Raw genomic sequence first — 15,762 nt, 5'->3', positions numbered from 1 at the left:
CGGAAGGCGCGCGGAGATCAGCCCTCCGCCCGGCGAGCTCGCCGGGCGGGGCGACGTGCGGCGTGCCTGCCCGAAGGCGGCGCGACGGCGGTCCGCTCCTCGACCATGTCGTGCAGCTCCTGTTCCCGTTCGTTCATCCCGGCGCGCACCTCGGCGCCGAAAGAACCGACGGCGCCCGCGAGTTCCCGCACGGCGTCGCCCAAGTTCGATGCTAACCCGGCCGGCGTGGCCTGACGAGCGGTTTCGCTCGCCTTGCGGCTCAGCGCGACTCCCGCGACGACCCCGACCCCGAGCCAGAACAGCCGCTTCACTTCTTCCCCCGGCGGGCCGGGCGCTGCGCCTTCGAGGCCTTGGCTTCCTGCTTCTTGCGGCGTGCGCGGATGGCTTTGCTGATGCCGTAGGAAAGCGCGGCGGTCTTCACCAGCGGGCCGCCGAGCGTCGCGGTGAAGACCGACGAGAGCGCCGAGACGTTGCCGCTGACCGCCTGCGCGTTCGAGGTGATCCCGTCGACCCGCTCGAGCTGCGTGTTGACGTGCGTGATCGTCTCGTTGGCCCCGATCAGGATCGGGTCGCTGTTCTCGTGCGCCTTGCGGATCGCGATCGTCGCCTCGTCCAGCGTGCGGCCGAGCTTGAGCAGCGGGATCGCCAGCAGCAAGACCAGCAGTACGAAAGCTCCTGCGGCGATCAGCGCGGCGATCTGCCCTGCCGACACGGGCCCTCCTCGGGTGGTGCGGGGTCTTAGGTGGTGTGAGGTTACCGCCTGCGGCGCTTCTCGGCGGGGACCCCCCGCCGCAGTGGTCACCCAGCGCAGTCGCCGTCGCGGAAAACAGTTCGCGCCGGGCGTGTCCGAGCTGGTCTGCTCGTTCCATGGACTCCTCGAACGGACGCGGCCCGCTCCCCCGCGTGCTGGCCGGGCCGGGCGGCCCCGCCGCCGACGTGCTCGCCGGCCTTCCCGGCGCGGACCTGACCACGCTGCAACTGGAAGTAGCCCGCCGCCGAGCCGCGAAACTGCGCGGGCCGGACGTCCTGTGCCGCTACCGCGAGGACCGCTTCACCACCCCCGCGCCCTTGCCGTTCGAGGTTCTGCGGCGGGTCGAAGACTCCCTGCTTTCCGCCGCGCCGCTGGAATTCGATCGAGTGACCCTCTCGCCGGTTACCCCGCTCGGCACACATTCCACAGTGGCCGGACTGGCCCAGCACCGCGTCGTCCCCACTGGACGCGGCACAGAAGTCGCCGCGGACCCGACGAACGGCCTCGCGCTCGAAGCAGCAGTCCGCCGCACCGGTTCCGCGCCGGTGCGCCTCACCACCGTGCAACGCGTCGTCCGAGCCCAGCTTCCGGCCCCCGGTCTCTTCGCGCACTTCTCCCTGTTCGCCGCCATCACCGCCGGTCGCGACCGAGGCAGCCTGTCCTTCGAACGCGAACACCTGATTGAGCACGCGCAGCTGCTCACTACAGCCGTGCGCGCCGCCGGCGCCCGCGCGGCAGGCTTCGAAGTGACCACTTTGGACACCCGCTTCGCCGATTTCGCCGCCTCGGTGCAGGAATCCTTGCCCGACGTGGCTGTTTCCGACGCCCCAGACCGCTCGGTCGGCCGCGGTTACTACTTCGGCCTCTGCTTCACCGTCACCGCAGACTTCGGCTCCGGCCTGGTCCCCGTCGGCGATGGCGGCTTCACCCCGTGGACCGCACGGTTGCTCGGCAACGCGAAGGAACGCCTGCTCGTCTCCGGCATCGGCGTCGACCGTGTCGCGTCATTGCTCAACGCTTGACGATCCCCTCGTACACCGCCGCCATGTCGTCCTCGCCATGCCCCGCCTCGACCGCAGACTCCAGATGCGCCAACGCAGCCGCCGCCCCGCCGACGTCGATCGCGTGCCCCGCAGCCTCGACGACAAGCCGCGCGTCCTTCGCCGCGAGCGATGCCGGGAAACTGGTCGGGTACTCACCGGCGAGCATCATGGGTCCCTTCGCTCGCGCGTAAGGCACGTCGAACCCAGTGCCGCTCATGACGTCGAAGAACAACTGCGGATCCACCCCGAGCACTTTCGCGAGGGCGAGACTCTCCCCGGTACCGTTGGTGAGCGCGAGAATCCACGCGTTCATCACCAGCTTGAGCCGCGTCGCCGTACCAGGTTCGGTGCCGAGCCAGCGAGTCGTGGAACCAATCGCGTCAAACACCTCCGCCGCACCGTCGTGCACGTTGTCCGGCCCAGCCGCGAGCACCTGCAGCTTCCCCTGCTCGGCGGGTCCTTTCGTCCCCATCACCGGACAATCGACAAACGGCACCCCCGCCGCGACGGACGCCTCAGCAAGCCGATCAGCCCACTCGACCCCGACGGTGCTGGTCTGCAACCAAATAGTCCCCGGTTCGAGGGAGAGCCCGCGAAACACCTCAGCAACCGCAGGCCCGTCGGAGAGCATGGTGACCAGGAAATCGGCCCCCTTGACCGCCTCGCCAGGCGACCCGACAACGGTGACCCCGTCCGCGACAAGCAGCTCAGCCTTGGCCCGAGTCCGGTTCCAAGCCCGCACGGTCACCCCAGCACGAGCAAGATTGGCGGCCATCGGACGGCCCATGATCCCGGTACCGAGAAATGCGACTGTGGTCATCCGGCCATCGTGCCGCCAGACCCAAACCTCGGCAGGATGACCGCCCCGCCGCTGTCCTGAGGGCCACCCTGAGGAACTCTGATTCCGTCAGGGTTCCCCTCACGACCAGCCACCGACGGTGAGGGGCCCCTTCACGGACCTAGATTCCCTCAAGGAGCCCTTCACGGACCCATCCTCGCCGCAGCCCGCCAGCGATGCGCCCCAATGCGGCATTGGGTGCATCTCACGCAACGAACGCCATATTGGGTGCATCCAACGCACCCAATGCCACATTGGGGCGCAAGCCCCACCCGAAAACCGGCAGCCGATGCACCCAACCGTCGAGGCACCCAGCAACACCCCCGCAGCCGATGCACCCGCTATCGAGCCACCCGGCCCCACCGCAGCCGATGCACCCAACGAGCGAGGCACCCAGCCCTCCCCCGCACCCCGATACGAAGCTCCCCTGCGGTTCGGGGGTGCTTGTCAAGGCATCTTTCCCGCCTTGACAAGCACCCCCGAACCGTCAGCACAATCAACCTTCGGGGTGCCCCACGCAACCAAGGCAGGCAATGTCGCCGCCAGGCGACGAGCCGATCACCGACCCACCCCAACCCGCTCAGCAACCAACTCCGCAAACCCAGGAAACTCCCCCGGCACCAAGTCCCGAACCACCCCACCCCGAACAGCCCCAGCCCGCCGAACCCGAACAGTCACACACCCCGCCGCCCCGTCCTGCCAATGCCGAACCCCGGCAGGAACAGTCAGCACATCCCCCGGCTCACACAACACCGCATGCACCTCACGCCCAGCATGCAGATACCAAACCGCAGCCCCCCGAACGAAAAACCGATCCTCAACCCCACCCCAGCTGCGCTCCACCAGCGAGGTCTCCCCACCAACCACATCCACCGACCCACCCCCCAGCGAGTCGATCAACTCCCGATACCGACCCACCAAGTCCCCACCGGAGCCGTCGGAGCCGTCAGAACCGTCCTCAACCAGGGGCCACCGAGCGAACCCAGCCCCCACCCGCCCCAACTCGGCGACAATCGCCCCAGTGTCCTCAGTCCGCAGCAGCACATGCCCAGGCTGGTCATCAGGCCAGACGGTCAACAACGTCATCGCCGCCCCCTCTCCTTGAAGAGGAGCAACCGACGAGACCCCCGAATGTTCCCCCGCCACCGGAAGAAAGTGGCGACCTTCACTCACCGACCGCTGACCGGCACACTCACCCCTGCCGCTCGCCCCGGATCGTCCGCCGCAACCGAGGCACCCGCTCAGCCAGCGTCCGCTCCCCGCCACGCTGCGTAGGCTCGTAGTAATCCCGCCCCACCAGCTCGTCCGGCGGATACTGCTGAGCCAGCACCCCCTCCGGCACGTTGTGCGGATACCGGTACCCCTGAGCGTTGCCGAGTTGCTTCGCCCCCGCGTAGTGCCCGTCCCGCAGATGCGGCGGCACCGTCCCGATAGCCCCCGACCGAACGTCGCTCAACGCCGTATCAATGGCCGTGACCACCGCGTTCGACTTAGGCGCCGTAGCCAGATGGATCGTCGCCTGCGCCAACGCGAGCCGCCCCTCCGGCATCCCGATGAACTGCACCGCGTGCGCCGCCGCGACCGCCGCCTGCAACGCCGTCGGATCCGCCAGCCCGACATCCTCGCTCGCGTGCACCACCAACCGCCGCGCGAGGAACCGGGGATCCTCCCCCGCCTCGATCATCCGCGCCAGGTAGTGCAACGCCGCGTCGACATCCGACCCGCGGATCGACTTGATGAACGCACTGATCACGTCGTAGTGCTGATCACCGTCGCGGTCGTACCGCACCGCCGCCTTGTCCACAGTGGACTCGACAACGGCAAGGTCGATCGTCTTGTTCTCGGTAGCGGACGCGGCATCCGCGGCTGCCTCCAGCGCCGTGAGCGCACGGCGCGCGTCACCGCCGGCCAGCCGCACGAGGTGCGCCCGCGCATCATCCGTCAGCGTGAGCTCGCCGCCAAGCCCGCGCTCGTCGGTCAGCGCGCGCTCCAGCACCGCGACGATGTCGTCGTCGGTGAGCGGCCGCAACTGCAGCACCAAGGACCGCGACAACAGCGGCGACACCACCGAGAACGACGGGTTCTCCGTGGTCGCCGCCACCAGCAGCACCGTGCGGTCCTCGACCGCGCCGAGCAGCGCGTCCTGCTGGGTCTTGGAGAACCGGTGCACCTCGTCGATGAACAGGACGGTGTTCTCGGTGTTGTACTGCCTGCGCCGCCGCGCCTCCTCGATGACGCCGCGCACCTCCTTGACGCCCGCCGACAGCGCGGACATCGCGACGAACCGGCGTCCGGTGGCGATCGACACCAGGTTCGCCAGCGTGGTCTTGCCGGTGCCGGGCGGGCCGTAGAGCAGCACGGACGCCGGAGCGGCCCCCTCGACCAGCCGGCGCAGCGGGGCCCCTTCGCGCAGCAGGTGCTGCTGCCCGACCACCTCGTCGAGCGTGCGCGGCCGCATCCGGACCGCGAGCGGCGACGTCGCCGGGTCGGCCTGCGGTTCGGCCTGGTTCGCTCCGGAGGGTTCCGGCGGCGGCCCCACGTCGGGGTTCACCGTGAAGAGTTCGTCCTGTGCCACGCCGACGACGGTATCCGACCACCCCGACAATCCCGCTCGCCCGGCCCCGCAGCGCCGCCGGAGGGGCAGACTGGGGCGATGGTCTCCTCGGTCGCGGTGCTGTCCGATATCCACGGCGTGCTGCCCGCGCTCGACGCGGTCCTCGCCGAACCCGACGTCCACGCCGCCGACCTGGTGGTCCTGTGCGGCGATCTCGCGGCCGGACCGCTGCCCCGGCAGACGCTCGACCGGCTGCTTTCGCTCCGCGACCGCGCGGTGTGGGTGCGCGGCAACGCCGATCGCGAACTCGTCACGCTCGCGGGCGGCGGCCCCACCAAGATCCCGGACCCGATCGGCCCGTGGGCGGCGACGCAGCTGCGGCCGGATCAGGTGGCGCTGCTCGACGGGTTGCCGTTGACGGTGACGCTCGAAATCGACGGGCTCGGCGAAGTGCTGTTCTGCCACGCCACTCCGCGCGACGACGAAGAAGTCGCGCTCGTGGACAGCCCGTTGTCGCGCTGGGCGGAGGTCTTGGACGGCGTCACGGCGGAGACGGTGGTCTGCGGGCACACCCACATGCCGTTCCTGCGATTGGCCGACCGCTGCCGGATCGTGAACCCCGGCAGCGTCGGAATGCCTTATGGCACAACGGGTGCACACTGGGCACGGCTCGGCCCTGGCGTCGAGTTGCGGCGTACTGCTTACGATGCGGAGGCCGTGTGCCGGGAGTTGGCGGAGACGTCGGAGTATCCCGGAATCGAGGACTGGAACGACTATTTCGTGCGGAATCCGGCGTCGGACGCGGAGGCGTTGCGGGTATTCAGCCCACGCGCTCGCGGAACGAGCGCCACATGATGACCGCGGCGTAAGGCAGGAACTCCCAGCCGCGCCGCCAGAGCCACGGCACGCCTTTGGCTACGAGCCAGCCGAAGTGCGCGGCTGCGCTTGGCTCGACTCCGCCGGAGCAGGTGAGGCTCACTGGTTGCGGCACCTCGAAACCGGCTGCTGCGGCTAGGTTTGCGAAGCCTTCGGCGAGCATGCGGTGGCCGAGTTCGGAGGGGTGCAGGCGGTCGACGCTCCAGACGGTGAGGTCGTAGGCGCCGGGGAGGGTGTCCAGGTTCAGGCAGGCGATGCCTTCTGTTTCCACTACTCGGTCGATTGCCTCGTTCAGTTCCGTTACGCGGGCGCTGAGGGCTCGCTTCAGGGACGGCGGGAGGCGGAAGACCTTGCTGTGATCGTGGAAACGCACTGGGAGGACGGTGGTTCCGACCGCGGCCAGTTCGCGGACGATCGCGGTGAGGTCCGCTGCGATGGCGTCCGCGTTGAAGTCCGGGCGGAGGGTGTCGTTCATGCCTACTACGACCAGGGCGATGTCTGGGCGGTGGGCGATGGTTTGCGGGAGTTGGTCGGTGCGCACGCAGGACATGCGAGCGCCGGTGAACGACGGGTTCAGGTAGCCGTCTTCGGTGATGCCCAGGGCTTCCGCGACCAAGGGACCTACGCCTCGCCAGCCGCCTCGGTTGGGGAGGGGGTCGCCTAGGCCTACGGCGGTGGAGTCGCCTAGAACTGCTAGGCGGGTTGCTCGTCGGGGCTGGGTCTTGGGGCTGGGGGCTGGGGTTGGTTTTGCGGGTGGGGTGACTCCGACGCTGATCACGGTCACGACCAAGACCATCCGGTATTGAGGCTCACCGCTGGTGATGGGGAGGTAACGCGGTATGGACGGAGGTGGGAACTTCCGGTACTCGGGGGCTGGTTTTGGTCTGTGCGGCGGCTCGTCGCCTGGCGGCGACATTGCCGTGGTGGTTGCGTGGGGCACCCCGAAGCTTGATTGTGCTGACGGTTCGGGGGTGCTTGTCAAGGCGGGAAAGATGCCTTGACAAGCACCCCCGAACCGCAGGGAGGCTTCGTATCGGGGTGCGCGGGAGGGGCTGGATGCCTCGATGCTTGAGTGCATCGGCTGCGGGAGCGGCTCGTGCATCGCTGCGGGGAGCGGCTGGCGCATCGATCGTTTAGTGCATCGGCTGCGGGGAGCAGTGGCGCCTCGGCGGTGGGCGCATCGGCTGCGGTTGGGCGGTGGAAGTGCGCAGTTTGGGGAGCTGGAGGCGGGGGTCGCGGGGGGTGCGGGTAGCGCCCCAATGTGGCATTGGGTGCGTGGGACGCACCCAATGTGGCGTTCGGTGCGTCTGACGCAACAAATGCCGCATTGGGGCGCATCGCGGCGGGTGCGGGCTGGCGGGTGGGCCGTGAAGGACTCCTTGAGGGAATCCAAGTCCGTGAAGGGGCCCCTCACGACCGGAGGCGGGTCGTGAGGGGAACCCTGACGGAATCAGAGTCAATGAGGGTGGCCCTCACGGAAAGCGGCGAAGAGTGCGCGCGGGGTCAGCGGAAGGCTGGGTAGAAGGCCAGGTCGGCGTGCGGGCCCAGGCGGGCGGCCAGGGCTGCGGCGACTCTGGTGGAGTGTTCGGCGACTTCGGTCAGGCGCGAGTAGCCCGCGTGCCTTGCCAGTTCGCGCCACCAGGTGACCAGGGCTGCCTCGCGGCTTACTGGGGTTGCGTGCCTGCTCAGGTTCAGGTGCGGGAGCAGTTCGCGGGTGATTTGCCAGACTTGCAGCATTTCGCTGATGGTGAGTTGCTTCGCCAGCTCGACGTCGTCGGCGAAGGACGGCCATACGTCGACGATTTCGGCTCGCCAGGCGGCGATCATCGCTTCGCTCATGCCTGCGGGGAGCGCCATCGCGCGCGGGTCCGACACGAACGGCAGCCGCAGGCAGGAGGCGTCGACCAGGGCGGTTCGGACCCGGCCGCGTTCGAAGTCCAGGAAGCGGACTCCGGAGCCGGTGACCAGGTTGTTTTCCGGGGCCAGTTCAACGGGGCTGAACGCGCGGAAGGCGGCCGACCGGGCTTGGGCGACGGCTTCGGCGATGCGTTCGCGCACGGACTCGGGGACGGGCACGTCCAGCAGCTCGGACAGGAGTTCTTCGACGTCGTCGGCCAGGCCTGCCAAGCCGTCGTTGTCGGTTCGTACAGGGCCGCCCAGGCGGCGGAGCAGCGCGTTGAAATCGGCTTCGCGGCTGGCGGTGCTCGCGTGCAGGCGGCCCAGCGAACGGGCCCACGAGAGCAGTGCTCGCTCGGCTGCGCGGGAGTCCCGGGCGGCCAATTTGTCTCGCAGGGTGGGTGCGCGGCCCAGGTCCTCGATCACCAGCACGCGGTCGCCGCCGTCGTGGGCCAGGAGTTCCGGGCACATCCGTTCGTCCGGCGCCAGTGCCGTGAACAGCTGGTAGCTCACGGCTTCCTGGGCGAACGGGTCGACCCGGCCGGGTTCCGGCGGGTCCGGATAGTGCTTGACCACCAGGGTGCGCGGCAGAGCGAAGGAGGAAGACACGACCCGTGCCCGGACGACGGTCGCCGGGCCGCTTCCGGAGAGGTGTTCGGGCGAGACGAGCGTGATCGCGCTCCCGAACCGGCGCGTGAGCACCGCCTCGCCCGCCGCGACGGCCGCGGCGACTGCGAGTTCCCCGGCTTCCGCCCGGACTCCAGCGTCGCCGGCGGAGGAGGTGTCGACTGTCATTGTCACCGACCCTACTCGTGACTGAGCAACCATGACCACAACGTTCCGGGCGCCGGGACGCGCCCGGAATCACCCACGGGAAAGCGGACGCAGCAACGCGTCGGAACGTTGCTTGCGTCGGCGAACTATCAGCACAATGGCCGCAGCAAGAACGATTCCGAAGAGGTTGACCAGCAGCTGCAGCACCGAAAAACCGGTCCGGTCCCAGCGTCCGGCGACCGCCGCGACCATGGCGTAACCGGCCGCGGGGACCGTCGTCACCGAAATGAACACGCCGACGAGCGCGGCCGATTTCGCCGACGTCATCGCGAGCATTCCGGCCGCCCCGGCGAGCAATGCGACCACGAACGACGCGGGTCCGACCTGATACACGAAATCGACCTGATGGTTATTGACTATCGCGTGCGGATCGAAAAGACCGGCCGAGCTGCCGAGCAGCACTCCGAGCAGCGTGATCGCCATCGACACCGGGAAACCGACGGCCAGCGCGACCCCCGCCCGGCGCACCAGGTCCCAGCGGCGCAGCACCATGCCGACCGCGATCGCGGCGAGCGGGCCGAACTCCGGCCCGACCACCATCGCGCCGACGATCGTCACCGACGAGTCGGTCAGCACGCCGACCGCGGCGAGCAGGCACGCGATGGCGAGGAACGCCTGGAACGTGGCGTTCCACCGCGACTCCTCGCCGGTGCGGCCGAGCAGCTCCTGCCACACGACCGCGTCCGCGCCTTCGCCGGGAGCGGCTTCCTCGGCCGCGTCGGCGGCATCGGAGAGCGCTGTGTCCAGCGATTCCATGGTGATGCCGCCGCTGCGGTCGAGACCGAGCGCGCACAAGGCGTCGACGATGTCGTCGGCCGCCTCCCGCGCGACGTCCGCCTCGATGAGGTCGCCCTCGGGCGAGACGGACGCGCCGCGGTGCACGATCAGGTGCGCCGCGCCCGGGTGGGTGCGCAGCAGCTCCAGCGTCTCGTCAGTGCGCTCCGGCGGGCAGATCGCCCTGAGGTGCAGCACTAGCTCGCCCCGCCCCGCCAGCCGCCCTCGACGGACCCGCTGTGCGCGGCCACTACTTCTCCTGTGCGGCAGCCGGTTTGCTCTGCGGGACCGCCGGTTTCGCGTCGATCCCGGCTTCCTTGCGCTGCTGCGCGGTGATCGGCGCGGGCGCGGCGGTGAGCGGGTCGTAGCCGCCGCCGGTCTTCGGGAACGCGATCACGTCGCGCAGCGAGTCGGCCTTGGCCAGCAGCATCACGATGCGGTCCCAGCCGAACGCGATGCCGCCGTGCGGGGGCGCGCCGAACTGGAACGCCTCGAGCAGGAAGCCGAACTTCTCCTGCGCTTCCTCCTCGCCGAGGCCCATCAGCGCGAACACGCGCTTCTGGACGTCCTCGCGGTGGATACGGATCGAGCCGCCGCCGATCTCGTTGCCGTTGCAGACGAGGTCGTAGGCGTAGGCGAGCGCGTTGCCCGGGTCCTGCTCGAACTTGTCGATCCACTCCGGGGTCGGCGAGGTGAACGCGTGGTGCACGGCGGTCCACTTGCCGGAGCCGACCGCGACGTCGTCGCCGATGTCCTCGACCGGCGCGAACAGCGGCGCGTCCACGACCCACACGAACGACCAGGCGTCCTCGTCGATCAGGCCGAGCCGGCGGCCGATCTCGTCGCGCGCGGCGCCGAGCAGCGGCTGAGCGGCGGAAACCTTGCCCGCGGCGAAGAAAATGCAGTCGCCGGGCTTCGCACCCGCGGCTTCCGCGACGTTCGCGCGCTCGGTCTCGGACAGGTTCTTGGCGACCGGGCCGCCGAGCGTGCCGTCTTCGTTGACCAGGACGTACGCCAGGCCCTTCGCGCCGCGCTGCTTCGCCCATTCCTGCCAGGCGTCGAGCTGACGACGCGGCTGCGAGGCGCCGCCGGCCATAACGACGGCGCCGACGTACGGGGCCTGGAACACGCGGAACGGCGTGTCCGAGAAGAAGTCGGTGAGCTCGGTGATCTCGAGGTCGAACCGCAGGTCCGGCTTGTCGGAGCCGTACTTCGCCATCGACTCGCGGTAGGTGATCCGCGGGATCGGGGTGGCGATCTCGTGGCCGATCAGCTTCCAGAGCGACTTCACGATCGCTTCGCCGACCGCGATGACGTCGTCCTGCTCGACGAAGCTCATCTCGATGTCGAGCTGGGTGAACTCGGGCTGGCGGTCCGCGCGGAAGTCCTCGTCGCGGTAGCAGCGGGCGATCTGGAAGTAGCGTTCCATGCCGCCGACCATGAGCAGCTGCTTGAACAGCTGCGGCGACTGCGGGAGCGCGTACCAGGAGCCGGGCTTGAGCCGCGCGGGCACGAGGAAGTCGCGGGCGCCTTCCGGGGTGGAGCGGGTCATCGTCGGCGTCTCGATCTCGACGAAGTCCTGCGCGTGCAGCACCTCGCGCGCCGTGCGGCTGACCTCGCTGCGCAGCCGGATCGCGGCCGCCGGACCGCTGCGGCGCAGGTCGAGGTAGCGGTACTTGAGCCGGACCTCCTCGCCGACGTCGACCCGGTCGTCGATCGGGAACGGCAGCGGAGCGGCCTCGGACAGCACTTCCAGCTCGGTGGCGAGCACCTCGATCTCGCCGGTGGCGATGTCCGGGTTCGCGTTGCCCTCGGGCCGCTTCGACACCTCGCCGACGACCTTCACGCAGAACTCCGACCGCAGCGCGTGCGCGCGCTCGGCCATCTCGCCCTCGCGGAACACGACCTGCGCGACGCCGCTGGCGTCCCGGAGATCGATGAAGATGACTCCGCCGTGATCGCGCCGCCGCGCCACCCAGCCGGTGAGGGTGACGGTCTGACCGGCCTGCCCGGCACGCAGAGTGCCGGCTTGATGAGTGCGGAGCACTGCGACTGCTCTCCCTAGGTCCACGAGATTCGGGTGCGGCGGGTGCACGGGGTTGAGCCGAACACGCATTTCGCCGGATACAGAGGCTAACGAACTCGGTGTCCGGGGGTGCGGGCAGGTTTGGGTCGGGGCGGTGGGGCGGGGTTCGGGTCGGTGGACGGCTGGCACGGCCGGGGCGAGGTTCCCCTGGGCGTTGCGGCTGGCTTGGGGCGGCGGGGGCAGCGCGGGTCGGGCAGTGTCCGCTTGACGGAGACGGCTCCGGCTCGTCGGGGCAGCCCTGCTGGCGCGAGCCGGGCGGGCAACGCGGGCGCGAGACTCTCCGAGGCCAGCAAGCCTTCGGCTTGGACCGTGCCGCTCGGCCAGGCGGCAGCGCTGCTGGCGCGAGCCGAGCAGGCAGGACCGGGCGAGACTCCCTGAGGCCGGTAAGCCTTCGGCTGGGACGGCTCCGGTCCGCCGGGGGCCGCGTCTCGAGTGCGGCTAGGTCAAACCTCGCTGGCCAGGCAATGCGAGAGGCGAGAAACCCCGGAGTCAGCGCCCGCGACGCCGTGGACAGCTCGGATTCGCAGGAACTGGAGCGCCGACGCAGGGGTGACGCGGACTGGTCGGGACCGTAACGCTGGAGTTCAGGCGGGTGCGGGTGAGCGGACTCGCCGCAGTCTGCACCCCGGCGAGGCTGGACCAGGTCGTTCCCGAGAGCGCCGGGCAGGTCACAGAAGGCGCAACTGCTCCGCCTCCCCCACCCGTTGTTCAGGCACCTCCGCGTCCGGCGGGTCCGGTTCCGTCCGGGTTTCCGAATGCGCCCTGGGGGCCCGCGGGTCCAGACCGTGCCGCCGAAGCAATGGGGCTACCACTGTGCCCAGGCGTTCCCGATACCCGCGGTCGACGTAGCTTCCTCGGGCGTACAGGCGGCGGTATCGCGGTGCCAGCTCGGGGTACTCCCGCTTCAGCCACGCGGCGAACCACTCCCGCGCGCCCGGCCGGAGGTGCAGGGGCAGGACCGTCACCCTGGTCGCCCCGGCTTCGGCCAGTTGGGCGAAAAGCGGGTCGAGGGCCTCGGGCGAATCTGTGAGGTACGGCAGCACCGGCGCGACCATCACCGAGCACGGCAGACCCGCCGCGGCGGCTTTGCGGATCAGGTCCAGGCGGGCTCGCGGAGTCGGGGTGCCGGGTTCCAGGCGGCGTTGCAGGTCGCCGTCCAGCAGGGCCAGCGACACTGCCAAATGGACCGGGACGTCCTTGCCCACCGATTCCAGCAGGGGCAGGTCGCGGCTCAGCATGGTGCCCTTGGTGAGGATCGACAGCGGTGTTCCGGAGTCGGCGAGGGCGCGGATGATCCCGGGCATCAACCGGTAGCGGCCTTCGACGCGCTGGTACGGGTCGGTGTTCGTGCCCATCGCGACCGGTTCTCGTTGCCAGCTCGGCCGTTTCAGTTGCGCGGCCAGCACTTCCGGCGCGTTGACCTTGACCACGACCTGGGTGTCGAAGTCTCGGCCGGCGTCGAAATCCAGGTACGTGTGGGTGTTCCGGGCGAAGCAGTTGTGCGACACCATCCCGTCGGCGATGAAATCGCCGGTGCCCGTCGTGATGTCGAACAGCGGCAGCTCCAGCCCCGTCGGCGCGACGGTCGCGACGGTGCGCCGGACTCCCCCGATCACGGTGCCGTCCAGGGAGCGTTTCCACTCGACGGCCGGGTCGACCAGGTGCAGGAACCGCAGCACCTCGCCGGTGCCGCCGGTGAGGCGTGCTTGCCTGCGGCCGGGGTGCTGGCGGTGGCCGACGGTGTCGTAGCTGAACGAGAACCGGTCCAGTGCGGCGAACAGCATGTCCACCACTTCGTTCTCGTCGTGCGCGATGGAGAGCGTGCCGCGCCGGTAGCCGCCCGCCAGGTCGAAGAGCCCGGCCAGGAAACCGCGCGCCCAGTGCGCGTCCGGTTCGCGCGGGATGCGCATGAAGCCCACTGACGAACCGAAATCCGGCAGATACGCGAGGGCTCGCGCGGCAGCGTCCGATTCCGCGGCGAAACCGCCCGAGCGCAGCATTCCGCAGAGGTACCCGGCGCGGTACCCGAGCGTGTCGTCCGGCGTGCGCGTGAACCGGCCGCCGCCGACCAGTTCGGTGCCGGGTTCCAGGTGCGGCCGCTGCGCGGTGCCGAGTTTGCTGCCGGTGACGTATTTCCAGCCGCGCGAGCTGAGGAACCGGTGGTCCGGTCCGGCGACGATCCGGGTGCCGTCGTCGAGCGTGACGCGGTACGCCGGGCGCACCGTGGTCCAGTGCGCGAGCACCTCGGTGGGCGCGAGCCTGCGCGCGACGCCGTGTCCGCGCGTGCCCATGATCCGGTCGCCCACGCGCAGCTCGGCGATCGGCTTCGCGCGGCCGTCGGCCATCAGCACCGGCGTGTCGCCTTCGAGGCAGTACGTGCACGCGTGCGAACACCCGCGATACGGATTGACCGACCACCGGAACGGCACCGCGGACGATTCGGGCACCCGGTTCAGCACGGACCGGGCGCGCACCTCGTGAAAGGTGACGCCGCCGAACTCCGGAGCGCGCACCGAGCGCACCACATCCCCGAAGGCACCGAGACCGGGGAGTGCCGGCTCCTCCTTCCCCGCTCGCAACTGTTCCCAACGCACCCCTACAGTCGAACACATGTTCTAAAGCACTGTCAAACATATGTTCGAACACCCCTCGAACGAGCGAGGTGCGGGCTCAGCCGCCGAACCGCTCCAGCGCGCGGATCTTGTTCGTCGCGTCGAGAGCCGCGACCTTGTACGCCTCGGACAGCGTCGGATAGTTGAAGACCGCGTCCACCAGGTAATCCACCGTCCCGCCGCAGCCCATCACCGCCTGGCCGATGTGGACGAGATCCGTCGCGCCGGTGCCGAAGACGTGCACTCCCAACAACTTCCGGTCCGCCGTCGACACCAGCAGCTTCAGCATCCCGTAGCTGTCCCCGGAAATCTGGCCGCGCGCCAGCTCCCGATACCGCGCGATACCGACCTCGTACGGCACCGAAGACGACGTCAGCTGCGCCTCGGTCGCGCCGACGTACGAGATCTCCGGGATCGTGTAGATCCCGATCGGCTGCAACGCGCCGATGTCGTTCGCCGGTTCGCCGAACGCGTGGTACGCGGCGAGCCGGCCCTGGTCCATCGACGTCGCCGCCAGCGCCGGGAACCCGATCACGTCGCCGACCGCGTACACGTGCTCGACCGACGTCCGATAGTGCTCGTCGACCTCCAAGCGCCCGCGGCGGTCCGCGGTCAGACCGGCGTTCTCCAGCGCCAGCGCGCCGGTCATGCCCTGCCGCCCGGCCGAGTACATCACCGCGTCCGCCGGGATCCGCTTGCCGCTGACCAGGGTCGTCACGGTGGCGTCGTCGGAGACCGCGACGTTCGCGACCTTCTCCCCGAACCGGAACGTGACGCCGAGGTCGCGCAGCTGGAACTTCAGCGATTCCACGATCTCCGGGTCGCAGAAGTCGAGCATCTGGTCGCGCTGCTCGACCACCGTCACCCGCGAACCGAGCGCGGCGAACATCGACGCGTACTCGATCCCGATCACCCCCGCGCCCACCACGACCAGCGAGGACGGGATCGCCTCCATCGCCAAGATCTCGTCGGAGTCGAGCACGCGCGCGGCGTCGAAGTCGACGTGGTCCGGGCGCGCGGGACGGGTGCCGGTCGCGATCACGACGTAGTGGCCGGTGATGGTGCGCCGGTCGCCGCGGTGTTTGCCGTCGACCAGGACTGTGTGCGGGTCGGCGAACGAGCCGACGCCGCCGATCAGGTCGACGTGGTTGCGCAGCAGCTGCGCGCGCACCACCTGCACCTCGCGCCCGATGACGTGCTGCGTGCGCGCCATCAGGTCCGCGATGGTGATGTCCTGTTTCACCCGGTAGCTCGCGCCGTACAGCTCGCGCTGGTTCATCCCGGTCAGGTACAGCACGGCTTCGCGCAGCGTCTTGGACGGGATGGTGCCCGTGTTGACGCAGACGCCGCCGACCATGTCGTGCCGGTCGACGACGGCGACTTTCTTCCCCAGTTTCGCCGCCGCGATGGCGGCTTTCTGCCCTCCCGGGCCCGAGCCGATGACGATGAGGTCGTACTCGTATTCGCTCACGGACCCGAGCCTGCGCATCAGCGCCGG

At 69.7% G+C, this 15,762-nt stretch carries 12 protein-coding genes; 2 read left to right on the top strand and 10 right to left on the bottom strand.

Annotated features, from left to right (window positions below; translation table 11 throughout):
* Nucleotides 1–17 precede the first annotated feature (17 nt).
* Together WA670_RS18060 and WA670_RS18055 are read right to left on the bottom strand one after the other, a co-directional pair.
* Entirely contained in the window at nt 18–311 is a 294-nt protein-coding gene (locus WA670_RS18060; protein WP_037818978.1) for a hypothetical protein, read from the bottom strand.
* A complete protein-coding gene (locus WA670_RS18055; RefSeq protein ID WP_037818980.1) occupies nt 308–712 on the bottom strand; it encodes a DUF948 domain-containing protein in 405 nt (134 codons plus the stop codon). Before WA670_RS18055 ends, WA670_RS18060 begins: the two co-directional genes overlap by 4 nt.
* 155 nt (nt 713–867) lie before the next feature.
* Between WA670_RS18055 and WA670_RS18050 the strand changes: the two genes are divergently transcribed.
* Nucleotides 868–1,773 (top strand): hypothetical protein, encoded by a 906-nt coding sequence (locus tag WA670_RS18050; protein WP_336158335.1) that lies wholly within the window; start codon nt 868–870, stop codon nt 1,771–1,773.
* Here WA670_RS18050 and WA670_RS18045 read toward each other — a convergent pair.
* Nucleotides 1,763–2,614, bottom strand: coding sequence for an NAD(P)-dependent oxidoreductase (locus WA670_RS18045; protein WP_336158334.1), 852 nt, complete (start codon nt 2,612–2,614; stop codon nt 1,763–1,765). The genes WA670_RS18050 and WA670_RS18045 overlap by 11 nt on opposite strands.
* Nucleotides 2,615–3,824: 1,210 nt before the next feature.
* On the bottom strand, nt 3,825–5,207 hold the full coding sequence (locus WA670_RS18040) for a replication-associated recombination protein A (RefSeq protein ID WP_037818985.1): 1,383 nt from the start codon (nt 5,205–5,207) through the stop codon (nt 3,825–3,827).
* 78 nt (nt 5,208–5,285) lie between these two features.
* Between WA670_RS18040 and WA670_RS18035 the strand changes: the two genes are divergently transcribed.
* The gene (locus tag WA670_RS18035) at nt 5,286–6,041 is read left to right on the top strand and encodes a metallophosphoesterase family protein (RefSeq protein WP_037818986.1); all 756 of its coding nucleotides are present in this window, start codon (nt 5,286–5,288) and stop codon (nt 6,039–6,041) included.
* On the opposite strand, the gene WA670_RS18030 is transcribed toward WA670_RS18035, so the two are convergent.
* The 6 genes from WA670_RS18030 to sthA form a co-directional block, all read right to left on the bottom strand.
* Entirely contained in the window at nt 6,007–6,858 is an 852-nt protein-coding gene (locus WA670_RS18030) for an SGNH/GDSL hydrolase family protein (RefSeq protein ID WP_336158333.1), read from the bottom strand. The genes WA670_RS18035 and WA670_RS18030 overlap by 35 nt on opposite strands.
* A 707-nt stretch (nt 6,859–7,565) precedes the next feature.
* Nucleotides 7,566–8,753: a hypothetical protein gene (locus WA670_RS18025; RefSeq protein WP_037818989.1), complete on the bottom strand. Its 1,188-nt coding sequence runs from the start codon at nt 8,751–8,753 to the stop codon at nt 7,566–7,568.
* A gap of 69 nt (nt 8,754–8,822) precedes the next feature.
* On the bottom strand, nt 8,823–9,764 hold the full coding sequence (locus WA670_RS18020) for a DUF389 domain-containing protein (RefSeq protein ID WP_037818991.1): 942 nt from the start codon (nt 9,762–9,764) through the stop codon (nt 8,823–8,825).
* Between the two features lie 52 nt (nt 9,765–9,816).
* Nucleotides 9,817–11,613 carry an aspartate--tRNA ligase gene (gene aspS / locus WA670_RS18015; RefSeq protein WP_336158332.1) on the bottom strand — a complete coding sequence of 599 codons (1,797 nt, stop codon included), beginning with the start codon at nt 11,611–11,613 and terminating at the stop codon, nt 9,817–9,819.
* Between the two features lie 707 nt (nt 11,614–12,320).
* Nucleotides 12,321–14,264 (bottom strand): intein-containing Rv2578c family radical SAM protein, encoded by a 1,944-nt coding sequence (locus WA670_RS18010; RefSeq protein ID WP_336158331.1) that lies wholly within the window; start codon nt 14,262–14,264, stop codon nt 12,321–12,323.
* A gap of 58 nt (nt 14,265–14,322) precedes the next feature.
* On the bottom strand, nt 14,323–15,753 hold the full coding sequence (gene sthA, locus WA670_RS18005) for a Si-specific NAD(P)(+) transhydrogenase (protein WP_043838282.1): 1,431 nt from the start codon (nt 15,751–15,753) through the stop codon (nt 14,323–14,325).
* Between the last annotated feature and the right edge of the window lie 9 nt (nt 15,754–15,762).

Origin of the sequence: Amycolatopsis sp. VC5-11, assembly GCF_037034185.1 — a bacterium.
GTDB lineage: Bacteria > Actinomycetota > Actinomycetes > Mycobacteriales > Pseudonocardiaceae > Amycolatopsis > Amycolatopsis nivea.
This window is presented reverse-complemented; position numbering and strand designations above follow the sequence as displayed.